This is a genomic window from Paraburkholderia tropica, assembly GCF_914484835.1.
Taxonomy (GTDB): Bacteria; Pseudomonadota; Gammaproteobacteria; order Burkholderiales; family Burkholderiaceae; genus Paraburkholderia; species Paraburkholderia tropica_A.
The window spans coordinates 12,996-33,060 of sequence record NZ_CAJZAR010000033.1 but is presented as its reverse complement, the minus strand read 5'-3'; the positions used below and the strand labels follow the sequence as shown (position 1 = coordinate 33,060).

The following is a 20,065-nucleotide window of genomic DNA, read 5'->3' as shown; positions in this document are numbered from 1 at the left end:
GCCCGGGGCAGGTTGCTCACCCCGAAAGAAGAGATGCAACGAGTTGCACGCACGGAAATCCGCACGGCAGGGACGGCGCCCACAGGCACGTTCGGTCGGCGCGGCCTCCGACGGTAACGGAACATTGGTATAAAGAATTCATCCGCGGCGTGGCGCCGCGCGGTCGAAGTGACCGCGACGCCACGCCGCGGTGGCGAAAATACGGCGAGCGCCCGAAGCGTCCCGGCAACGTGCGGGACATGGCGACGTCAAAGGTGGCGAGACACCCCGAGGGGGAAGACGGGCGTTCCTGAAGGCTTCCCATACGCGGTCCTGCTTGGATAGCCAGGCCGCGAAGCTGATCCAGCCGCAAGCGCGCGCGGTTCGCCGCTGCGGTTTGTCTTCTGTTGCGATCGTGCAAGGCGCAGTATGTCGCCGCCGCGCGCAGCAGTCGGATCGGAAGCACAGGAAATCCGTGCCGTCGCACTTCCACGGCATGTCTGGCCGCTTGTTGAAGACGTATTTCGCATGTGCCCACGCGGCCCGTCCATGGCAACACAACGCCGGACCGGACCCACAGAAGGCAATTCTCCTCCCCAACGTTCCTGCTCCAGCGTGCTTGTGACAACACAATAAGGCGCGGCTTGCCGCTGCCGGCTTTCGTTCTGCCCGTCGAAGCGTCGGGCGCCGCGAGAGCCGCGCGCAACGCCGCACTGGAGCCGTTCAATGAAACGCATGCTGTTCAACGCGACACAGCAGGAAGAACTGCGTGTCGCCATCGTCGATGGACAGAAGCTCATCGACATCGACATCGAAACCGCCGGGCGCGAACAGCGCAAAGGCAACATCTACAAGGGCATCGTGACCCGCATCGAGCCCTCGCTCGAAGCGTGTTTCGTGAACTACGGCGAAGACCGCCACGGCTTCCTGCCGTTCAAGGAAGTCGCCCGCCAATACTTCCGCGACGGCGTGGACATGCGCGGCGCGCGTATCCAGGACGCCCTCAAGGAAGGCCAGGAACTGATCGTCCAGGTCGAAAAGGAAGAACGCGGCAACAAGGGCGCAGCCCTGACCACGTTCATCTCGCTCGCCGGCCGCTATCTGGTCCTCATGCCGAACAACCCGCGCGGCGGCGGCGTTTCGCGCCGCATCGAGGGTGACGACCGTCAGGAACTGCGCGAAACCATGGCGCAGCTGCAACTGCCGGAAGGCATGAGCATCATCGCGCGCACGGCCGGCATCGGCCGCTCCGCCGAAGAGCTCCAGTGGGACCTGAACTACCTGCTGCAACTGTGGCGCGCCATCGAAGCGGCGTCGCAGGCAGGCACGTCCGGTCAGCCCATGCTGATCTATCTGGAATCGAGCCTCGTGATCCGTGCGATCCGCGACTACTTCCAGCCCGACATCGGCGAAATCCTCATCGACACCACGGAAATCTATGACCAGGCGCGCGCCTTCATGGATATCGTGATGCCGGACAATGTCAGCAAGGTGAAGCGGTATCACGACGACGTGCCGCTTTTCTCGCGCTTCCAGATCGAACACCAGATCGAAACGGCGTATTCGCGCACGGTGCCGCTGCCCTCGGGCGGCGCGATCGTGATCGACCACACCGAAGCGCTGGTCGCCATCGACGTGAACTCGGCCCGCGCCACCAAGGGCGCCGACATCGAGGAAACCGCCGCGCGCACCAACCTCGAAGCCGCCGACGAAGTGGCTCGCCAGCTGCGTCTGCGCGACCTGGGCGGCCTGATCGTGATCGACTTCATCGACATGGAGTCGGCCAAGAGCCAGCGCGAAGTCGAGCAGCGTCTGAAGGATGCGCTGCGCCACGACCGCGCACGTGTGCAGATGGGCAAGATCTCGCGCTTCGGCCTGATGGAGCTGTCGCGCCAGCGTCTGCGCCCGGCCCTCTCGGAAGGCAGCCACGTCACCTGCCCGCGCTGTAACGGCACGGGTCATATCCGCGATACGGAATCGTCGGCGCTTCAGGTCCTGCGCATCATCCAGGAAGAAGCGATGAAGGAAAACACCGCGGCGATCCACTGCCAGGTGCCGGTCGAAGTGACCGCCTTCCTGCTGAACGAAAAACGTTCGGAAATCAACAAGATCGAGTCGCGCTTCAAGGTCGGCGTCGTGCTGATCCCGAACAAGCATCTCGAAACGCCGCACTACAAGCTCGAGCGTCTGCGTCACGACGATACGCGCCTCGACGATCCGCGCGCCTCGTGGAAGCTGGCCGAGGAAGCGGCGCGTGAGCTCGAATCGGAAACCGGCTACAGCAAGCGCAACGCCGAAGCCAAGCCGAAGCAGGAAGCCGCGGTCAAGGGCATCACGCCGGACCGTCCGGCGCCGTCCGCGCCCGTGAAGCCGGTGGAAGCCATTCCGGCGGCGGCACCCGTTGCGGCCGCACCGGCCAGCGGCGGTTTCTTCGGCTTCATCAAGCGCCTGTTCGGCGGCGCACCGGCTGCGGCTCCCGCACCGGCGCCGGCCCAGACGCAGGAAAAGGCTGCACGTCCGGCACGCGAAGGCCGTCCTGAGCGTGGCGACAAGGCCGCGTCGGGCGATCGCAACCGCAACCGCCGCACCGGTGGCCGCGACGCGGCAGGCCGTGGCGAAGGCACCGGTGGCACGAGCGGCACGCGCGGCGGTCAGCCGTCGGGCCGCCGCGAGGAACGCGAACCGCGCGAGCAACGCGAAGGCCGTGAGCCGCGCGAGGCACGTGAAGCCCGCGAACCGCGTGAACAACGCGAGCCGCGCGAAGCACGCGAAGGCCGTGGCAATCGTGAAGCGCGTGAACCGCGTGAAGCACGTGAGCCGCGCGAAGCCCGCGAGCCGCGTGAACCGCGCGAGCAACGCGAACCGCGTGAAGCACGTGGCGAGCGCGAACAGCGCATCGAACGCGTCGAACGTGGTCAGGACCGCAGCGAAACCGGCGAAACGCCGGCACGCGGCGAGCGCCGTGAACGCGGCGAGCGTGGCGAACGCCGCCGCTCGCAGCAGAACGAGGCCGCCGAGGCGCAGGAAGCCCGTATCGAAGCCGCGGGCGTCGGTGCCGACAGCGAAACCGCAGAAGCCGCTCAAGCCGCTCTGACCGATGGCGTGAGCCAGTCGGGTGCCGATGACGATGGCGCATCGCCGCAAGGTGAAGAGCGCCGCCGCCGTCGTCGCGGCCGCCGTGGTGGCCGTCGCGAACGCGATGCGGAAGGTACGGCAATGACCGATGGCGCGTCGGAAGACGGCGCATCGGGCGAAGAAGGTGTTGACGCAGGCATCGACGCACCGGCAGCGGAACACGCCGCCGTCGAGTCGATCAAGACGGAAACGACGGTGCAGACCGTGGTGACGGAAGCTGCGGTCGTGACCGCCCTGCCGGTCGCCGCTGCCGAAGCGGTCGAACGTGTCGAAGCGAAGGCCGTGGAAGCCGCGCCGGCAGCGCCGCAAGTCGCTCCCGCGCCGGTTGAAACCGTCGCTCCGGCCGCCGTGGAAACGGCTGCGCCCGTCGCGCCGGCCGCACCTGTCGAGCACGTTGCACCGGTCGCACCGGTCGCCGTCGAACCCGCAGCACCGGCCGCACCGGTCGAAGCTGCGCCGGTTGAAGCAGCGGCTCCGGTCGTCGTGGCAGTTCCGGCAGAAACGCCGGCCCAAGCGCCTGCCGTCGCCGCCGAAGTGCCGGCACCGCGTGAAGACCGCGTCGAAGCGCCGAAGTCCGAGGAAGCTGCACCGGCTGCCGCCGCTGCACAAGCCGAGCCGGTCGAAACGCGCGTTGCTCCGGTTGAGACCGCACCGGTCGAAGCCGCCCGTGTCGAGACCGCCCGTGTCGAAACCGCGCCTGTCGTCGAGCCGGTGGCTCAGCGTCCGGTTCAGGTGACGACGGTCAGCGCCGTCGCGGCGGAATCGCTCGACACGGTGCTGGCTGGCGCCGGCCTCGTTTGGGTGAACACCGACGCTGGCAAGCTGCGCGCCTCGCAAGACGCTGCCGCGCAAGTGGTCAAGCCCGCGCGCGTACCGCGCGAGCGCAAGCCGCTGCCGCCGGCCGACAGCACGCCGATGCAGCAAGTGGAAACCGACCGCCAGCCGTAAGGCGGCCGGCGGACCGGGTAGCGCCCGCAAGACGCGCCCGGTCCGCCTCCACCGGCACTCGCATCGCAGTGCAACAAAAGCCCGCCACCTATCGGCGGGCTTTTTTTTGATATATCAGCGTTCTCCCTTGTCCATGGGCAAAGTGCGCTTCGGCTAAAATCAAACTATCGCGAGTTTGAGACCAGCGAGTTCGAAACCACTATGTCCCGACGCATCATCCCTGTTGCTGACGCCCGTTCGCTGCCGCCCCGGCTGGCGGCCGACGCCGTGCGCGCGCCAACCGGCGAGGTGTTCGACGCGCTCGCGCGGCCGCTGCGCGATCTGCGCATCTCGGTGACGGACCGCTGCAACTTCCGCTGCGTCTACTGCATGCCGCGCGCGGTGTTCGACAAGGACTACCCGTTCCTGCCGCATTCGGCGCTGCTCTCGCTCGAGGAAATCGAGCGGCTGGCGCGGCTTTTCGTCGCGCAAGGCGTCACCAAGATCCGCCTCACGGGCGGCGAGCCGCTGTTGCGCAAAAACCTCGAATTCCTGATCGAGCGGCTCGCGGCGCTGCGCACGGTCGACGGCACGCCGCTCGACCTCACGCTGACCACCAACGGCTCGCTGCTGGCCCGCAAGGCGCGCGCGCTGCGCGACGCGGGTCTCACGCGCGTGACCGTGAGTCTCGACGCGCTCGACGACACCCTGTTCCGCCGCATGAACGATGCCGATTTCTCGGTCGCCGACGTGCTGGGCGGCATCGAGGCCGCGCAGGCCGTGGGGCTCGCGCCGATCAAGGTGAACATGGTCGTCAAGCACGGCACCAACGACAGCGAAATCGTCCCGCTCGCGCGCCACTTCCGCGGCACGGGCGTGACGCTGCGCTTCATCGAATACATGGACGTGGGCGCCACGAACGGCTGGAACATGGCCGAAGTGCTGCCGTCCGCCGACGTGGTCGCGCGCATCGCCGAACACTTCGCGCTCGTGCCGCTCGACGCACACAGCGCGGCCGAAACCGCGCAGCGCTGGGGTTACGCCGACGGCGCGGGCGAGATCGGCACGATCTCCAGCGTGACGCGCGCGTTCTGCGGCGACTGCACGCGCGCGCGCCTCTCGACCGAGGGCAAGCTGTACCTGTGCCTGTTCGCGTCGATGGGCTACGACCTGCGCGCCCTGTTGCGCGGCGACGCGACCGACGCCGGCATTGCCAGCGCGATCGCCCAGGTCTGGCAGCAGCGCGGCGACCGCTACTCGCAGCTTCGCGGCAGCGCCGACGCGCCCGCAGCCAGCGAGGAACGCCGCATCGAAATGTCCTATATCGGCGGCTGAGCCGCGCATGAACGCACCCCTTCCTGCTTCGTCGATCACCGGCCTCGTCCTCGCGGGCGGCCGCGGCCAGCGCATGGGCGGCGCCGACAAAGGCCTGCAGATGCTGCACGGCCAGCCGCTCGCCGCGCACGTGCTCGCGCGCCTCGCGCCGCAGGTGGGCGCGCTCGCGATCAGCGCCAATCGCAACCGAGACACCTACGCCGAACTGGGCGCGCCGTGGCATGCGCGCGTGATCGGCGATACGCTGCCCGACTTTCCCGGTCCGCTCGCGGGTTTGCTCGCCGGCCTGCGCGCCGCCGCTCAAAGCGAAGTGCGCACCGAATGGCTGCTGAGCGCGCCCTGTGATTCGCCGTGGCTGCCCGCCGACCTCGCCGCGCGCCTCGCCGAGGCCGCTTGCGCGCAAGGCGTGCCGATTGCCACCGCGACCACGACCGACGCGGCGGGCGAGGTCTCACTGCATCCCGTTTTTGCGCTCGTGCACGTCTCGCTCGCCGACGACCTCGCGGCCTTTCTGGACGCGGGCGAGCGCAAGGTGCGTGCGTGGTACGCGCGCCACAAGGCGGCCGAAGTCGCGTTTGCCGACGAGCGTGCGTTTTACAATATCAATTCCTTTCAGGAACTCGCCGACCTCGACCGTGCCTGACGTGCGCAACCGGACACACGCCGCGCGCCGCCAGCTGCCGGCCCACCTGGCCCGCCTCCCAGGACGATCGCCGCACCCATTGTGCGGATGCGACGCTTCTCCACTCGATGACCACGCTTAACACTTTCTCCGGTAGCGCCGCGAGCCTCAGCCAGTTCGATCCACAAGCCTTGCCCGTCAGCGCCGCTCAAGCCATCGTGCTGCAGTGGGTGACGCCGCTGGCCGGGAGCGAACGCGTGCCGCTGCGCGAAGCGCTCGCGCGCGTGCTCGCCGTGGACGTGATCTCGCCGATCGACGTGCCCGCGCACGACAACTCGGCGATGGACGGTTACGCGTTCGACGGCGCGGCGCTCGCCGCCGAAGCGCAAGACGGCGCGCTCGCGCTGACGATCGCCGGCAAGGCGTTCGCGGGTCACCCGTACACAGGCGGCGTGACGCCCGGCGCATGCGTGCGCATCATGACCGGCGCGCCGATGCCCGCTGGCTGCGACACCGTCGTGCCGCAAGAACGCGTGAAGCGCGTGGAACCGACGCATGCCGGCGAATCCGGCTCGATCCGCTTCGCCGCCCGCGAGGTCGCGCCCGGCGCGAACCGCCGCCGCAAGGGCGAAGACCTCGCACGCGGCGGCGTGGCGCTGCGCGCGGGCCGCGAGCTGCGCGCCTCCGATATCGGCTTGCTCGCCTCGCTCGGTCTCGTCGAAGTCGAAGTGAAGCCGCGCCTGCGCGTGGCCTTCTTTTCGACCGGCGACGAACTGCGCTCGCCCGGCGAGCCGCTCGACGCCGGCTGCATCTACGACAGCAACCGTTACACGCTCGGCGCGATGCTGCGCCGCCTGAACGTCGAAGCCATCGACCTCGGCATGGTCCGCGACGAACCCGACGCGCTCGCCGCCACGCTCAAGCAAGCCGCCGCCAGCGCCGACGTCGTACTGACCTCGGGCGGCGTCTCGGTCGGCGAAGCCGACTTCACGCGCACGCAACTGCAAACGCTCGGCGACGTCACGTTCTGGGGCCTCGCCATGCGTCCGGGCCGCCCGCTCGCGTTCGGCCGCATCTGGTCCGGCGGCCGTGCGGGCGTGGGCCGTCCGGCGCTGCTGTTCGGCCTCCCCGGCAATCCGGTCGCGACCATGGTGAGCTTCTACCAGATCGTGCGCCCTGCCCTGATCGCCATGTCGGGCGCGACACCGCCACCCGTGCCGCTGATCCCCGCGCGCTGCGAAGCGCCGATCAAAAAACGCGCGGGCCGCACCGAATTCCAGCGCGGCGTCGCCGAACGCGACGCGCGCGGCCAGTGGTGCGTCACGCCCACGGGCTCGCAAAGCTCCGGCGCACTCAGCACGATGAGCGAGGCCAACTGCTTCATCGTGCTCGCCCACGAATCTACCGATCTCGACGCCGGCGATGCCGTCGACGTCATGCTCTTTGACGGGCTCGTCTAGCGCGCGCGGCCCTTTTCCAGCCATCCTGTACACGCTACGTCCATTCGACCTACGGACCGACTTCCATGAAAAAACAGATCTCGTTCATCGCCGCGGGGCAAACCGCCAAAGCGCTCATCCTCGTGTACCTCACGTTCAGCGTGCCGATCGTGCTGCTCGTCGCAGTGGTGGCGTTCTTCCGCTACGGCACCTTCGAACTCGGCACCGTGTTCAGCGCGCTGATCCTCAATGCGATCGTCGGCTTCGTGCTGCTGTGGATCGCCTGCCATCTCTACAACTGGGTGGCGTCGCGCTTCGGCGGCATCGAGATTCATCTCTCCGACGTGCCAGAGGAAGCGTAATGGCCGCCACGATCCGCGCGGCCACGCCCGGCGACGTGAGCGCCATGCACGCGCTCATGTACCAGCTCGCGGAATTCGAAAAGCTCACGCACCTGTTCACCGGCACGCCCGAGCTGCTGGCCGACGCACTGTTCGGCGCGCACCCGGCCGCCGAAGCACTGGTGGCCGACGACGCGGGCAAGATCGTCGGCTATGCGCTGTTCTTCCACAACTATTCGACGTTCCTGGGCCGCCGCGGCCTGTATCTCGAAGACCTCTACATCGAACCGTCGCAGCGCGGCACGGGTCTCGGCACGGCCATGCTGCGCCAGCTCGCAGCCATCGCCGTGGAGCGCCAGTGCGCACGCTTCGAGTGGAGCGTGCTCGACTGGAACGAGCCGGCCATCCGCTTCTACGAGAAGATGGGCGCGACGGTGTTCCCCGATTGGCGCGTAGTGCGCGTGACGGGCGACGCGCTCGACAAGCTCGCCGCGCCGGGCTAAAGCGCTCGCCTCACCCCGCAAGGCGCGAAAAAAACGGGCCGTCCGCAGCGATGCGGGCGGCCCGTTTTTCTTAAGGGCATATCGATACTGCGTCTATTCGTCTCCGTTGCGCAACGCGTCGCCGAGCAGATTCGACGCCTCCTCGCCCGGCAAGGCCTCCACGTCGCGCAACTTGCGGTTCATCGCGCGCGTGCGCACTTCGGCGGCCTCGATCGAGCGCGTGACCGTTTCCAGCTGCGTTTTGGTTCGCGCAAGCACGTCGCCGAACTTGCCGAACTCGGTTTTCACAGCACCCAGCACCTGCCACACCTCGCTCGAACGCTGCTCGATGGCGAGCGTGCGGAAACCCATCTGCAAGCTGTTGAGCAGCGCCGTGAGCGTGGTCGGCCCGGCAACGGTCACGCGGAAATCGCGCTGGAGCACATCGGTCAAACCCGGGCGACGCAGGATTTCGGCGTAAAGCCCTTCGGTCGGCAAAAACAGCAGCGCGAAATCGGTCGTGTGCGGCGGCGCGACGTATTTCTCGGCGATGGTGCGTGCTTCCGCGCGTATGCGCGTTTCGAGCGCGCGCCCCGCTTCCTCGATGCCGGCGAGATCGGCGCGCTCCTGAGCGTCGATGAGCCGCTCGTAGTCCTCGCGCGGAAACTTCGCATCGACGGGCAGCCAGACCGGCGCGCTGTCCGCGCCGCCGGGCTTGATGCCCTTGCCCGGCAGGCGGATCGCAAACTCCACGCGTTCGCTGCTGCCCGGCACGGTCGCCACGTTCTTCGCGAACTGGTCAGGCGTGAGCATCTGCTCCAGCAGCGCTTCGAGCTGCACTTCACCCCACGTGCCGCGCGTTTTCACGTTCGTGAGCACCTTTTTCAGATCGCCCACGCCCGCCGCCAGCGTCTGCATTTCGCCGAGGCCGCGATGTACCTGCTCCAGCCGGTCCGAGACCAGCTTGAACGATTCGCCCAGACGCTGTTCGAGCGTGGCATGCAGCTTTTCGTCGACGGTTCGGCGCATCTCTTCGAGCTTCGCCGCGTTGTTCGCCTCGATGTCCTTGAGGCGCTGCTCGAGCGTCGCGCGCACTTCGGCGAAGCGCCGGTCGTTGGCCTCGGTCAGCTGCGCGAGCTGCTGACCGAGCACGGTGCCGAAGTGGCGCAGCGCCGTGGCCTGCTCCTCGCGCGCCTGCTGCGCCTGCACGTGCAGGCTCTGGCGCACGGCGTCGAGCTGCTGCGCGTTGCTCTCCGTGAGCTTGACGAGCTGTTGCGCGAAGCCATCGATCTGGCCGTTCTGCACAGTCGCGATGCTCGTGAGATGCGCCGCCAGCGCCTGCTGCACCTGCGCGAAACCGCCGCCGAACTCACTGCGCGAAGTCTGCGCCGTGCGCGCGATCTCGTTGCGCAACTCGCGCTCGATACGCTCGGCCGCACGCGTCTGCGTCTCGGTCGAGGCGGCGACGCGGTCGCTCAATTGATCGAGCGCGTCGAGCGCCGCTTCGTCGTGCGAACCGCCGCGCGCGCGCAGCAGCACGATCACGGCAAACGCCAGCGCGGCGAGCGCCGCTAACGCCAGCGCCATCAACCACTCAGCACTCATGCGCGCGCTTTCCCGATCACGCCCGGATTGATCGCATTGGGCGGCTGGCCCGCACGCGGCCCGAGACCGAGCCCGGCGATCAGATTGTCGGCGGCGAGGTTGGCCATGGCGCGGCGCGTGGCGTCGCTCGCGCTCGCGATGTGCGGCGTGAGCACGACGTTATCGACTTCGAGCAGCGCCGGATGCACGCTCGGCTCGCCTTCGAACACGTCGAGGCCCGCCGAAGCGATACGGCGCTCGCGCAGCGCCTGCGCCAGCGCCGCGTCGTCGACGATGCCGCCGCGCGCGATATTCGTGAGCGTAGCCGTGGGTTTCATCAGCGCGAGTTCGGCCGCACCGATCGTGTGATGGTTTTCCGGCGTGTACGGCAGCACCAGCACGACGTGATCGGCCTGCTTGAGCAGGTCTTCCTTCGCGCGGTATTCCGCGTTCAGTTCGCGCTCGATCTCGGGCGCGACGCGCGAACGGTTGTGATAGATCACGCGCATGTTGAAGCCGCGCGCGCGGCGCGCGAGCGCCTGGCCGATGCGGCCCATGCCGATCACGCCGAGCGTCGCGCCATGCACGTCCGCGCCGAGGAACATGTCGAACGACCACTTCTGCCACTTGCCCGCGCGCAGATAGTGCTCCGATTCGGTCACGCGGCGCGCGGCGGCCATCATCAGCGCCCAGCCGAAGTCGGCGGTGGTCTCGTTGAGCACGTCGGGCGTGTTGGTGCCGAGCACGTTCGCGGCGTCGAACGCGGCCATGTCGAAGTTGTTGTAGCCCACGGCCATGTTCGAGACCACGCGCAGACGCGGCGCGGCGGCGAAGGTCGAGGCGTCGATGGGGTCGCCCATCGTGATCGCACCGTCCTTGTCGGCGAGACGCGCCTTGAGCGCTTCGGCGGACAGCGTTTCGCCGTTGTTCCAGTCGACGTCGACATACTGCTTGAGACGGTCGATCACGTCAGGAAAGATCGGGCGCGCCACGAGAATCTTTTGCATCGTTGCTCTCCACACTGCTGAGGTTGATCCGCACGCCGCTGTGCCGCGCGCGGTTGGCTGGTCCGCCAGGGTCTCGATATCGGCGCTATTTTCCCGCGCCTGCACGCGCCGGCATAGTCAGCCGAATGGCTAATGCGCGAATCGGGGCAAATCGGTGCGAATCGGCGCAATCCCGCCCGGCTCAAACGAAAAAGAGCCAGGTCGCGGCCGCGAACACGGGCGTGAGCACCGCGCACGACCAGCCAAGATAGCCGAAGAAGCCCGGCATGCGCACGCCGCGTTGCTGCGCGATGGCCTTGACCATGAAGTTCGGCGCGTTGCCGATGTAGGTCACCGCGCCCATCCACACGGCGCCCGCCGAAATCGCGGCGAGCGTTTTCGCGCCGCCCGTCATGAGCGCCTGCGCGTCGCCGCCCGCGAGATTGAAGAACACGAGATACGTGGGCGCGTTGTCGAGAAACGACGACAGCAGGCCCGTCGCCCAGAAGTAAAGCGCGTCGTTCGGGCGGCCCGGCGCATCGTTGACGAAAGCGATCAGCGAGGCGAACGCGCCCGCCTCGCCCGCGCGCAGCATCGCGATCACCGGCGTGATCGTCACGAAAATACCTGCGAACAGCTTCGCCACCTCGACGATGGGCGCCCAGTCGAAATCATTGTCCGCGCGCGCCTCGCGCGACGTGAACACGAATGACACGATCGCCAGCACGATCAGCCCGGCGTCGCGCACGACGTTTTGAAGTTCGAGCCGCGCACCCGGCAGATCGACGCCGATACCCGGCTTCCAGACGCCGCTCGTCAGCACGAGCGCGATCACGCCCGCGAGCAGCGCGAAGTTGGCCTTGCCGCCGATGCCGAGCCGTCCGGTGTCGGGCGTCGGATCGAGAAACGGCGCGCGCACCTCGTCCGCGCGCCGGAACAGCCACGTATCGATCACGAAGAACACAGCGAGCAGCACGCCGCAGACGAACAGCATCGGCAGCGCGAGATGCTGCGCCGTCCAGAAGAAGCCGACGCCATTGAGAAAACCGAGGAACAGCGGCGGATCGCCGAGCGGCGTGAGCGAGCCGCCCGCGTTCGCCACGAGGAAGATGAAGAACACGACCACGTGCGTGTTGTGGCGGCGGTTGTCGTTGGCGCGCAACAGCGGGCGGATCAGCAGCATGGCCGCGCCGGTCGTACCCATCACGCTCGCGAGCACGGCGCCGAGCGCGAGGATCGCGGTATTGGTGCGCGGCGAGCCACGCAGATTGCCGTACACGCAGATGCCGCCCGCGATCGTATAGAGCGCGCCGAGCAGCACGATGAAGGGCAGATATTCGTCGACGAGCGCATGCAGAAAGAGCGGATACGTGGCCGCGATGCCGTGCGACGCCGCGAACGTCGCGAGAAACGCGAGCGCCCACGCCGCCGAGATCTTGCCGAAATGCTGATGCCAGAACGTGGCCGCGAACATCGGAAACAGCGCGATCGAGAGCAGCATGCAGGCGAACGGCAGGCCCCAGGTCGCGGAGAGCGCCGCGCCGTCCACGCCCGCAGCGCCCGCCCCGCCCGATGCGTGCGCCGTGCCCGCGCAACACGCCAGCACGGCCGCGAGCGCGAATCGCCTTGCCGGTGTCGAAACGCGTGCCGCGCGCGGACCCGTCAACGCGTCACGCACCCTGCACGACGATCACGTGCACGCGATACGGCCCATGTGCGCCGAGGACGATGGTCTGTTCGATGTCGCCGGTGCGCGACGGCCCCGAGACGAAATTGACCGCGCGCGGCAACTCGCCGCGTTCGGCGCGCATGAGCGCGAAGGCATCTTCGTGACCCGCGACGATACGCGAAGCGGGCACGACGGCGATGTGCGTTTCGGGCAGCAGCGCGCCCGAGGCCCACGTTTGCGGCCCCGACAGCAGCACCAGCGTGCCGGTCTCGGCGGTCGCGCAGAAGCAGCCCGTGAGGCCGACGAGATCGCGATCTTCGGGTTTGCGGAACGCGACCGTGAGGCCCGCTGCGGCCCAGTCGAACGATTCGAGCGTCTCCCAGGCGACGGCCTGCATGGGCAACTGGAGCGAGGCGAGATAGCGCGCGGCGGCGGCGGGCACGTCGGCGAGCTGCGCGACTTCGTCGACCGTGGACGCCATCTTCTTCGCCTCGACGACAAAGCGCGCGACGAGGTCGCCGTCCATCGGCGGACGCGGCCCTTGCGGATGGCGCGCGAGATAGTCGGCGACGGCTTCCCGTTCGTGCGCGGCGGGCGTCGCGTCGCGACCCTGAGCCGCGCGGATGCGCGCGAGCATGCTGCGGCGGGCGGCCGTGGTATCCATGTGCGTCCTCGTCAGATGAAGAAAAGCGACGCGCCGATTATACCGGGGCGTCGCTCGCATTCAGGCGCGTATCAGGCACGCATACGGCGCACGAAGCATGCGCCGCCTGTGTGGTTCGTGCGCAAATTTACTTGCCCGCGGTCTCCACTTCCGTCGGCTGCTCGATGCCGAACACCTGACGCAGATAGGCCAGATACGCCTTGTCGTCGCACATGTTCTTGCCCGGCGAATCGGACAGCTTGGCGACCGGCTGACCATTGCAGCGGACCATCTTGATGACGATCTGCAGCGGCTGATAACCGAGGTCGTTGGTGAGATTCGTGCCCACGCCGAACGCGAGACGGCAACGGTCCTTGAAGCGCTCGTACAGACGCAGCACCTTCGGAATGTCGAGCGCGTCCGAGAAGATCATGGTCTTCGTGCGGCCGTCGACGCGGTTGTCCTCGTAGTGCTTGAGCAGGCGCTCGCCCCACTCGAACGGATCGCCCGAATCGTGGCGCGCGCCGTCGAACAGCTTGCAGAAGTACATGTCGAAGTCGCGCAGGAAAGCCTGCATGCCGTAGACATCCGACAACGCGATGCCGAGGTCGCCGCGATATTCCTTCGCCCACATCTCGAAGCCGTAGATCTGCGAATCGCGCAGACGCGGTCCGAGCGCCTGGCACGCCTGCAGATACTCGTGCGCCATCGTGCCGAGCGGCGTGAGGTTGTGCTTCATCGCGTAGTAGACGTTGCTCGTGCCCGTGAACTGCTCGCCGAGATCTTCCTTGAGCGTGAGGATCACCTCTTCGTGCCAGCGCTTCGAGAAGCGGCGGCGCGTGCCGTAATCGGCGATCTTGCAGTCGGCGAACTCGGGCTTCGCGCCGAGCAGCTCGATCTTGCGGCGCAGGCGCTCGCGGCCCTCTTCGTATTGCGGATGATGCTGCGTGTTGCGGAAATACACCTCGTTGACGATCGCGAGCACCGGAATCTCGAAGAGGATCGTGTGCAGCCACGGACCCTTGATCTCGATGTCGATCTCGCCGTTGTTCTTCGGCGACGGCGTGACGGAGATGTACTTCTCGTTCAGATGGAACAGCGCGAGGAAGTCGACGAAATCGCCCTTCACGAAGCGCATCTTGCGCAGATATTCGAGCTCGGGCTCGGCGAAACGCAGGCGGCAGAGCTTGGAAATCTCACTGCGGATTTCGTCGACGTACGGCACGAGATCGACGTCCGGCGTGCGGCAGCGGAAGCGATATTCGACGTTGGCCGCGGGGAAATGATGCAGCACCACCTGCATCATCGTGAATTTGTACAGATCGGTATCGAGCAGCGAAGTAATGACCATGATTGACTAGCCGGACTGCAATCGGAGGATGCACGCCTCGTTTTCCGAGCCGCCGTCGCGCCTTTTGGGGCTGGCGGCGGCGCCGGGGACGGCGGACATCAGCGGTGCGCCCATGTTACCCGAATGCGGCATTCGGACGCGGGCTTGCTTGCACGACCGTGGCGCGCGCATGGATATTGCGCAAGGAATCGGCCGCCGGTTCAAGCACATGCCGCGCCGCATAAACTAATCACGAAACGATATAAAAGGCGCGCCGGCGGTGTGGATAGGGAAATTCCCATTCAGTTACAATACCGCTTTTGGCGCGCGTCAATCCAGCGCCATCCCCAATACAAAAGCTTGCAGGAGCTGCCTGAATGACCCACGTTGTGACCGAAAGCTGCATCAAGTGCCGCTATACCGACTGCGTCGATGTGTGCCCGGTGGACTGCTTTCGCGAAGGTCCCAACTTCCTCGCGATCGACCCGGACGAGTGCATCGACTGCGCCGTGTGCGTGGCTGAGTGCCCGGTGAACGCCATCTACGCCGAAGAAGATGTGCCTGGCGACCAGCAGGACTTCATCGCGCTGAACGCCGATCTCGCCAAGAACTGGCCGAGCATCACGAAAACCAAGGCTGCCCTGCCGGAAGCCGAGGAATTTAAGGACATCAAGGACAAGCTCGCGCTGCTCGAGCGCTAAGCCACGGTCCGGGGCCGCATCGTCTCGCCACGTCGCGTCGCTGAAGACGGTCAACCCGTCGAACAATCCTTTTGAAGGAGGATTGTTTTAAAAAGATGGCGACAAGGTGTTGACAGACTCCGCCAAGCCCCATAGAATCTCGTTCTCTGCTTTTGTTGATCCCCGATAGCTCAGTCGGTAGAGCGCCGGACTGTTAATCCGTAGGTCCCTGGTTCGAGCCCAGGTCGGGGAGCCAAGATTCGCAAAAGCCCGTTCGCGTTGGCGACAGCGCACACGGGCTTTTTCATGAAGTTAAAAAGTTGTAGATGTACTGCTGTTCCCCGATAGCTCAGTCGGTAGAGCGCCGGACTGTTAATCCGTAGGTCCCTGGTTCGAGCCCAGGTCGGGGAGCCAAAATATCGAAGCCGTTGCGTTTTTGCGCAACGGCTTTTTTCTTTTGGTCGTTCACTGTTTGCGCGAACCCGCCGTCGCCTCGCCTCCCGTCCCGCTCCCCTGCCGATGCACCATGGCATAATCTGCCAATCCCAGTCTGCCATCGAGGGCGCTGCCATGCCGACCCGAAACGTCGTTCTCACGGACCATCAGGCAAAGCTGATCGACACGCTCGTCAATTCGGGGCGATTCCAGAATGCGAGCGAAGTCCTGCGTGCCGGCCTGCGCCTGATCGAGCGCGACGAAGCCGAATCGCAGGCGCGGATCGAAGCACTGCGCGACGCCGCGCGCACCGGTCAAGCCAATGCCGATGCCGGCCGCGTTCACGTGTTCGCTGCCGGGCAAGGTTTGGCCGAACATCTCGACGGCCTTGCCGACAGCGCCGTGGCAACGGCCCGCGCGACGAAGCGCGCACAGTGACGCGCCGCAAGATCCTCTGGACAATTCACCTCACCGAATCGGCGCAATCCGATTTTCAAGACATCGTGCGCTGGACCGCCGAACGCTTCGGCCCCTCTCAGGCACGCAGTTACGCCACGACGCTCTCGCTCGCCCTGCAAGCGCTCACGGCCGGGCCGGCTATCCCCGGCGCACGTGAACTCGACGAGATCGCTCCAGGCTTGATGACACTTCACGTCGCTCGCCAGGGCCGCAAAGGCCGCCACTTCGTCATGTTTCGCGTCAATCCGCGAGAAGCGCGAACGATCGACGTACTGCGCATTCTGCACGACGCGATGGATCTGCCCGAGCACGTGTAGCTTCCCCCTGCCACCCCACCCCGCCCTGCCCGATAATAACCACTCGTCATCCTCGGGAATTCGCATGAAATCCATCCGCCTTGCCTCGACGCTCGCCGCACTCGTCTGCGCATCGGGCATCGCGCACGCCGAACAGATCGGCAGCGTGAACACCAACTTCCGCATGACCGGCTCCGATAAGGTCGTCGTCGAGGCCTACGACGATCCCGCCGTGACCGGTGTGACCTGTTACGTGTCGCGTGCGCGCACCGGCGGCGTGAAAGGCACACTGGGCATCGCCGAGGATCCGACCGAAGCGTCGATCGCCTGCCGCCAGGTCGGTCCGATCAGCTTCGGCGCCCCGCTCAAGCAACAGGCCGACGTCTTCAACGAGCGCATGTCGTTTCTCTTCAAGACGCTGCACGTCGTGCGCGTGGTCGACACCAAACGCAACGCGCTCGTCTATCTGACCTACAGCGACCGCGTCGTGAGCGGCAGCGCGAAGAACAGCGTGACCGCCGTGCCGATGCCCGCCGGCACGACCATCCCGGTGCGCTAAACTGGACTGTCACGCCGCCTGAAACCCGACCGCGCGCCGCCGCTATGAACCTTCCCCGTTTTCGCGATTCCGCCCGTTACTGGCGCTCGCCGCTGTTGCCCGGCGGCGATCTGCTCACGGCCGAATATCACGATCACGAGTTCTCGCCGCACTGGCACGAGGCGTATACCGTGCCGGTGATCGAGGACGGCGCGGAGTGCTTCCGCTACCGCGGCGCGCATCATGTGGCGGAAACCGGCACGGTGCCGGTCATCAATCCGGGCGAGGTGCACACGGGCTCGCGCGCCGTCGACGAAGGCTGGCGCTATCGCGTGATCTACGTGCCGGTCGATTATCTGCACGGGCTCGCGGCGCAAATCGCGGGTCGTGCGCAGCCGCTGCCCTGGTTCGCCGCTGATGTGATCCGCGACCCCGATCTCGCGCAACGGCTTTCGTACGCCCATCGCCTGCTCGAAGCCGATGCCGATGCTCGGCGCGCCGATCCCGCAACGGGCGGCGACACCGGCGCGCCCGCGCAGCCCGAACCGGACCTGCTCGCCGTCGAAGGCGCCTTGCTCGACGCGCTCTCGGCGCTGCTCACGCGCCACGCGCGCACGCGTGAAGCGCCGATCGGGCCGCACACGAACGATCCGCGCGTCGAGACCATGAAGGCGCTGCTGGCCGCCGATCTGCCCGCGCCGCTGCGCGTGGCCGATCTCGCCCAGGCCGTCGGCCTGTCGCCGTTCCACGCCACGCGCCTCTTCACCCAGGCGACCGGCCTGCCGCCGCACGCGTGGCGCACGCAGGTGCGCCTGCAGCGCGCACTCGGCCCGCTGCGCGCGGGCGCCTCGGTCGCCGACGTCGCCGCCGCCAGCGGTTTCGCCGATCAGAGCCACTTCACACGCCACTTCCGCCGCATGTTTGGCGTGCCGCCGGGACGCTGGCAGCAGTCCTGAGCCCTCATCGGCGACGACTGAGCGCGGCGACGCCGCAAGATCGTACAAGCCACCCGACGCGCCGCTCGCTATGCTGCTTTCCGAATCAGGAGAGACAGCTTGACCACCCATCCCCATCGATACAAGGAATTCGCCGCCGGTGTGCGCGACACGATCCCCATGATGATCGGCGCGGCCCCGTTCGGCATGATTTTCGGCACGCTCGTGACGTCGGGGCCGCTCGCGCTCTGGCACGGCCAGTTCATGTCGCTCGCGGTGTTCGCGGGCTCGGCGCAGTTCATCGCGGTCGGGCTGATCGCCTCGCACGCGAGCTACGCCGTGATCTGGGCCACCACACTGATCGTGAACCTGCGCCACGTGCTGTACGGCGCGACGCTCGCGCCCTACGTTTCGCATCTGCCGCTGCGCTGGCGGCTCGCGCTCGGCGCGGTGCTCGTCGACGAAGTGTTCGCCGTCGCCTGGGCGCATTACCGCCGCCATCCGCCCGGCGACGATGTCTCGCCGTGGCACTTCCTCGGCTCGGGTCTTTCGATGTATCTGAACTGGCAGATCTGGACCGCCGCCGGCCTGCTGTTCGGCGCGGCGTTCCCGGGGCTGCAGACGCTCGGCCTCGACTTCGCGATGGTCGTCACCTTTATCGCGATCGTGGTGCCGCAACTGGTGGCGCTGCGCTTCCTGGCCGCCGCCGTCACCTCGGGCGTGCTCGCGTTCTACTGGCAGGCGTGGCCGTACAAGCTCGGGCTGCTCTGCGCGGTGCTCGCGGGCGTGGCGGTGGGCGTCGCGCTTTCGCTGCCGCGCAAGCCGCGCCGCAACCCTGACGCCGACGCCCAATCGCGCGCACAAAACCAGACCGGCGAGCCGCGCCAGGCGCGCGCTCCGCGCGACGCACACGCCGTCGCGGGAGGCAGCCAATGAACCCGATCGACCACCCGATGAACTATGTCGTCCTGATCCTCGGCATGGCGCTGATCACGTGGATCGTGCGCACCGCCGTCTTCGTGCTCGGCGAGCGGCTCGTGTTTCCGCCGCTCGTGCGCACCGCGCTCGGCTTCGTGCCCGTGACCGTGCTCACGGCGATCATCGTCCCGATGGCGGTCTCGCCGCACGGCCAGGGCGCCGAACTGAGCTGGCGCAATCCGCAACTCGTCGGCGCATTGGCGGCGATCGCCGTGAGCGCGCTGACGAAACGTCCGCTGCTGACCATCGCCGTGGGCCTCGGCGTGTTCTTTCTCTGGCAAGGCGTCGTGCTGCGCTGAATCACGCGATGAACCCGCGCAAACAACCCTGAAAACGGTGAATCCGCGGCCCTTCGCGGCCGCCCATTCGCACGTTCCTTTCAATCGCCCGCTCAAGTTTCTCCGTCGCGCGCCGTTAAACCGTCGAAGCCTGCCTTGGCGCAGTGGCCAGCCGAAGCCCTGGCCATAGCCAGGCAACGCCAGGAATAAATCGGGGCAACCAGAATGGGGAATATCACCCTTAACCTCAAGGAAGAAACGCTTGCGTCGCTACGCAAGGACTTCGACGCGTTCCTGCGCGTCTCGCTGAAGCTCGACCCGCAGTTTCTGACGCCGTCGTTCGAGGACTTCCTGCGCGCGAAGCTGCTCGACAACATGACGCCGCTCACCGAGCAGGCGGTGCAGCGACTCTTGCAGGGCGGCCAGTACGCATGGGCCAAGCGCACGCTCGACAAGGAGTTTCCCGAAGTCGTCTCGATGCTGCTGCGGCAGGCGGGCGATTTTGGCTTCGGCGTGGCGTCGCGGCCTGAGTGGACGCCCGACGAGCTGACGAAGAAGTGCCGCGAGTGGGCAGCCGCCATCGTGCAGGAAGCCCAGGGCGAGGAAGCGCAGATCGACCCGCTGGCCGCGCAGATCAAGTCGGGCGTGCAGGACATCCAGACGCTCGAAGAGATCATGCAGACGCCGGCGTGGCGGCTCGCGGAATCGGTGCGTCAGCGCGTTTATGAGGCGAAGATCGGCTGCGAACAGGCCACCGGCTCGCTCGCGCGCGAACGGCTCGGCGAGCTGCGCGGCCTGCTGCGCCTCGGCATCGCGCACGGCACGTTCCAGAAGCAGGAAGCGCAGCAGATCATGGAATATCTGCGTCTGTTGAAGCCGGAAATCTTCGTCGAGGAACCCGACGACGTCTTCACGCGCCTCGCCGCCTGGCTGCGCAACTTCTTCGTGCCGCCGCCGAAGAACCAGCCGCGCTAAATCCCACCCGCCAGCCGGG

At 67.0% G+C, this 20,065-nt stretch carries 19 protein-coding genes and 2 tRNA genes; 16 read left to right on the top strand and 5 right to left on the bottom strand.

From position 1 onward, the window contains the following. Positions 1-705 precede the first annotated feature (705 nt). The 6 genes from LDO54_RS06575 to LDO54_RS06550 all read left to right on the top strand — a co-directional run bounded on the left by LDO54_RS06575 (position 706) and on the right by LDO54_RS06550 (position 8,281). On the top strand, positions 706-4,062 hold the full coding sequence (locus tag LDO54_RS06575; RefSeq protein WP_224008260.1) for an Rne/Rng family ribonuclease: 3,357 nt from the start codon (positions 706-708) through the stop codon (positions 4,060-4,062). A gap of 201 nt (positions 4,063-4,263) precedes the next feature. Next, positions 4,264-5,376: a GTP 3',8-cyclase MoaA gene (gene moaA / locus LDO54_RS06570; RefSeq protein ID WP_224008259.1), complete on the top strand. Its 1,113-nt coding sequence runs from the start codon at positions 4,264-4,266 to the stop codon at positions 5,374-5,376. 7 nt (positions 5,377-5,383) lie between these two features. After that, positions 5,384-6,019, top strand: a complete 636-nt coding sequence (gene mobA / locus LDO54_RS06565) for a molybdenum cofactor guanylyltransferase MobA (protein ID WP_224008257.1) — start codon at positions 5,384-5,386, stop codon at positions 6,017-6,019. A 107-nt stretch (positions 6,020-6,126) separates the two neighbouring features. Continuing rightward, the gene (gene moeA / locus LDO54_RS06560) at positions 6,127-7,458 is read left to right on the top strand and encodes a molybdopterin molybdotransferase MoeA (protein ID WP_224008255.1); all 1,332 of its coding nucleotides are present in this window, start codon (positions 6,127-6,129) and stop codon (positions 7,456-7,458) included. Between the two features lie 65 nt (positions 7,459-7,523). Next, a complete protein-coding gene (locus tag LDO54_RS06555) occupies positions 7,524-7,799 on the top strand; it encodes a hypothetical protein (protein ID WP_065061294.1) in 276 nt (91 codons plus the stop codon). Next, positions 7,799-8,281 (top strand): GNAT family N-acetyltransferase, encoded by a 483-nt coding sequence (locus LDO54_RS06550; RefSeq protein ID WP_224008247.1) that lies wholly within the window; start codon positions 7,799-7,801, stop codon positions 8,279-8,281. The genes LDO54_RS06555 and LDO54_RS06550 overlap by 1 nt, the downstream gene beginning before the upstream one ends. A gap of 93 nt (positions 8,282-8,374) precedes the next feature. Here the strand turns inward: LDO54_RS06550 and rmuC are convergent, their stop codons facing one another. The 5 genes from rmuC to pncB form a co-directional block, all read right to left on the bottom strand. Continuing rightward, positions 8,375-9,865, bottom strand: coding sequence for a DNA recombination protein RmuC (rmuC, locus tag LDO54_RS06545; RefSeq protein ID WP_224008245.1), 1,491 nt, complete (start codon positions 9,863-9,865; stop codon positions 8,375-8,377). Then, positions 9,862-10,851, bottom strand: coding sequence for a 2-hydroxyacid dehydrogenase (locus LDO54_RS06540; RefSeq protein WP_224008243.1), 990 nt, complete (start codon positions 10,849-10,851; stop codon positions 9,862-9,864). Before LDO54_RS06540 ends, rmuC begins: the two co-directional genes overlap by 4 nt. 181 nt (positions 10,852-11,032) lie before the next feature. After that, complete coding sequence (locus LDO54_RS06535) at positions 11,033-12,436, bottom strand: sodium:proton antiporter (protein WP_224008460.1); 1,404 nt, start codon at positions 12,434-12,436, stop codon at positions 11,033-11,035. Between the two features lie 64 nt (positions 12,437-12,500). Beyond that, complete coding sequence (locus tag LDO54_RS06530) at positions 12,501-13,163, bottom strand: LutC/YkgG family protein (protein WP_224008241.1); 663 nt, start codon at positions 13,161-13,163, stop codon at positions 12,501-12,503. A 127-nt stretch (positions 13,164-13,290) separates the two neighbouring features. Then, positions 13,291-14,493 (bottom strand): nicotinate phosphoribosyltransferase, encoded by a 1,203-nt coding sequence (gene pncB, locus LDO54_RS06525; RefSeq protein WP_224008239.1) that lies wholly within the window; start codon positions 14,491-14,493, stop codon positions 13,291-13,293. A gap of 356 nt (positions 14,494-14,849) precedes the next feature. Here pncB and fdxA point away from each other — a divergent pair, with 356 nt between their 5' ends. From fdxA to LDO54_RS06475, 10 genes are all read left to right on the top strand, one after another. After that, positions 14,850-15,173, top strand: coding sequence for a ferredoxin FdxA (fdxA, locus tag LDO54_RS06520; protein WP_065061288.1), 324 nt, complete (start codon positions 14,850-14,852; stop codon positions 15,171-15,173). 159 nt (positions 15,174-15,332) lie between these two features. Continuing rightward, a tRNA-Asn gene (locus LDO54_RS06515) sits at positions 15,333-15,408 on the top strand. Between the two features lie 82 nt (positions 15,409-15,490). Next, positions 15,491-15,566 (top strand) — tRNA-Asn (locus LDO54_RS06510). Between the two features lie 105 nt (positions 15,567-15,671). Beyond that, positions 15,672-16,025: a type II toxin-antitoxin system ParD family antitoxin gene (locus tag LDO54_RS06505; RefSeq protein ID WP_224008237.1), complete on the top strand. Its 354-nt coding sequence runs from the start codon at positions 15,672-15,674 to the stop codon at positions 16,023-16,025. Further along, positions 16,022-16,363: a type II toxin-antitoxin system RelE/ParE family toxin gene (locus tag LDO54_RS06500; protein WP_224008235.1), complete on the top strand. Its 342-nt coding sequence runs from the start codon at positions 16,022-16,024 to the stop codon at positions 16,361-16,363. The genes LDO54_RS06505 and LDO54_RS06500 overlap by 4 nt, the downstream gene beginning before the upstream one ends. Positions 16,364-16,427: 64 nt before the next feature. Then, complete coding sequence (locus LDO54_RS06495; RefSeq protein ID WP_224008233.1) at positions 16,428-16,901, top strand: CreA family protein; 474 nt, start codon at positions 16,428-16,430, stop codon at positions 16,899-16,901. A 44-nt stretch (positions 16,902-16,945) separates the two neighbouring features. Then, positions 16,946-17,836, top strand: coding sequence for an AraC family transcriptional regulator (locus LDO54_RS06490; protein ID WP_224008231.1), 891 nt, complete (start codon positions 16,946-16,948; stop codon positions 17,834-17,836). Positions 17,837-17,995: 159 nt separating this feature from the next. Next, positions 17,996-18,751, top strand: a complete 756-nt coding sequence (locus LDO54_RS06485) for an AzlC family ABC transporter permease (protein WP_224008457.1) — start codon at positions 17,996-17,998, stop codon at positions 18,749-18,751. Positions 18,752-18,768: 17 nt separating this feature from the next. Beyond that, on the top strand, positions 18,769-19,092 hold the full coding sequence (locus tag LDO54_RS06480) for an AzlD domain-containing protein (RefSeq protein WP_224008454.1): 324 nt from the start codon (positions 18,769-18,771) through the stop codon (positions 19,090-19,092). A gap of 204 nt (positions 19,093-19,296) precedes the next feature. Beyond that, positions 19,297-20,046 (top strand): DUF4088 family protein, encoded by a 750-nt coding sequence (locus tag LDO54_RS06475; protein WP_224008230.1) that lies wholly within the window; start codon positions 19,297-19,299, stop codon positions 20,044-20,046. Positions 20,047-20,065: the final 19 nt, after the last annotated feature.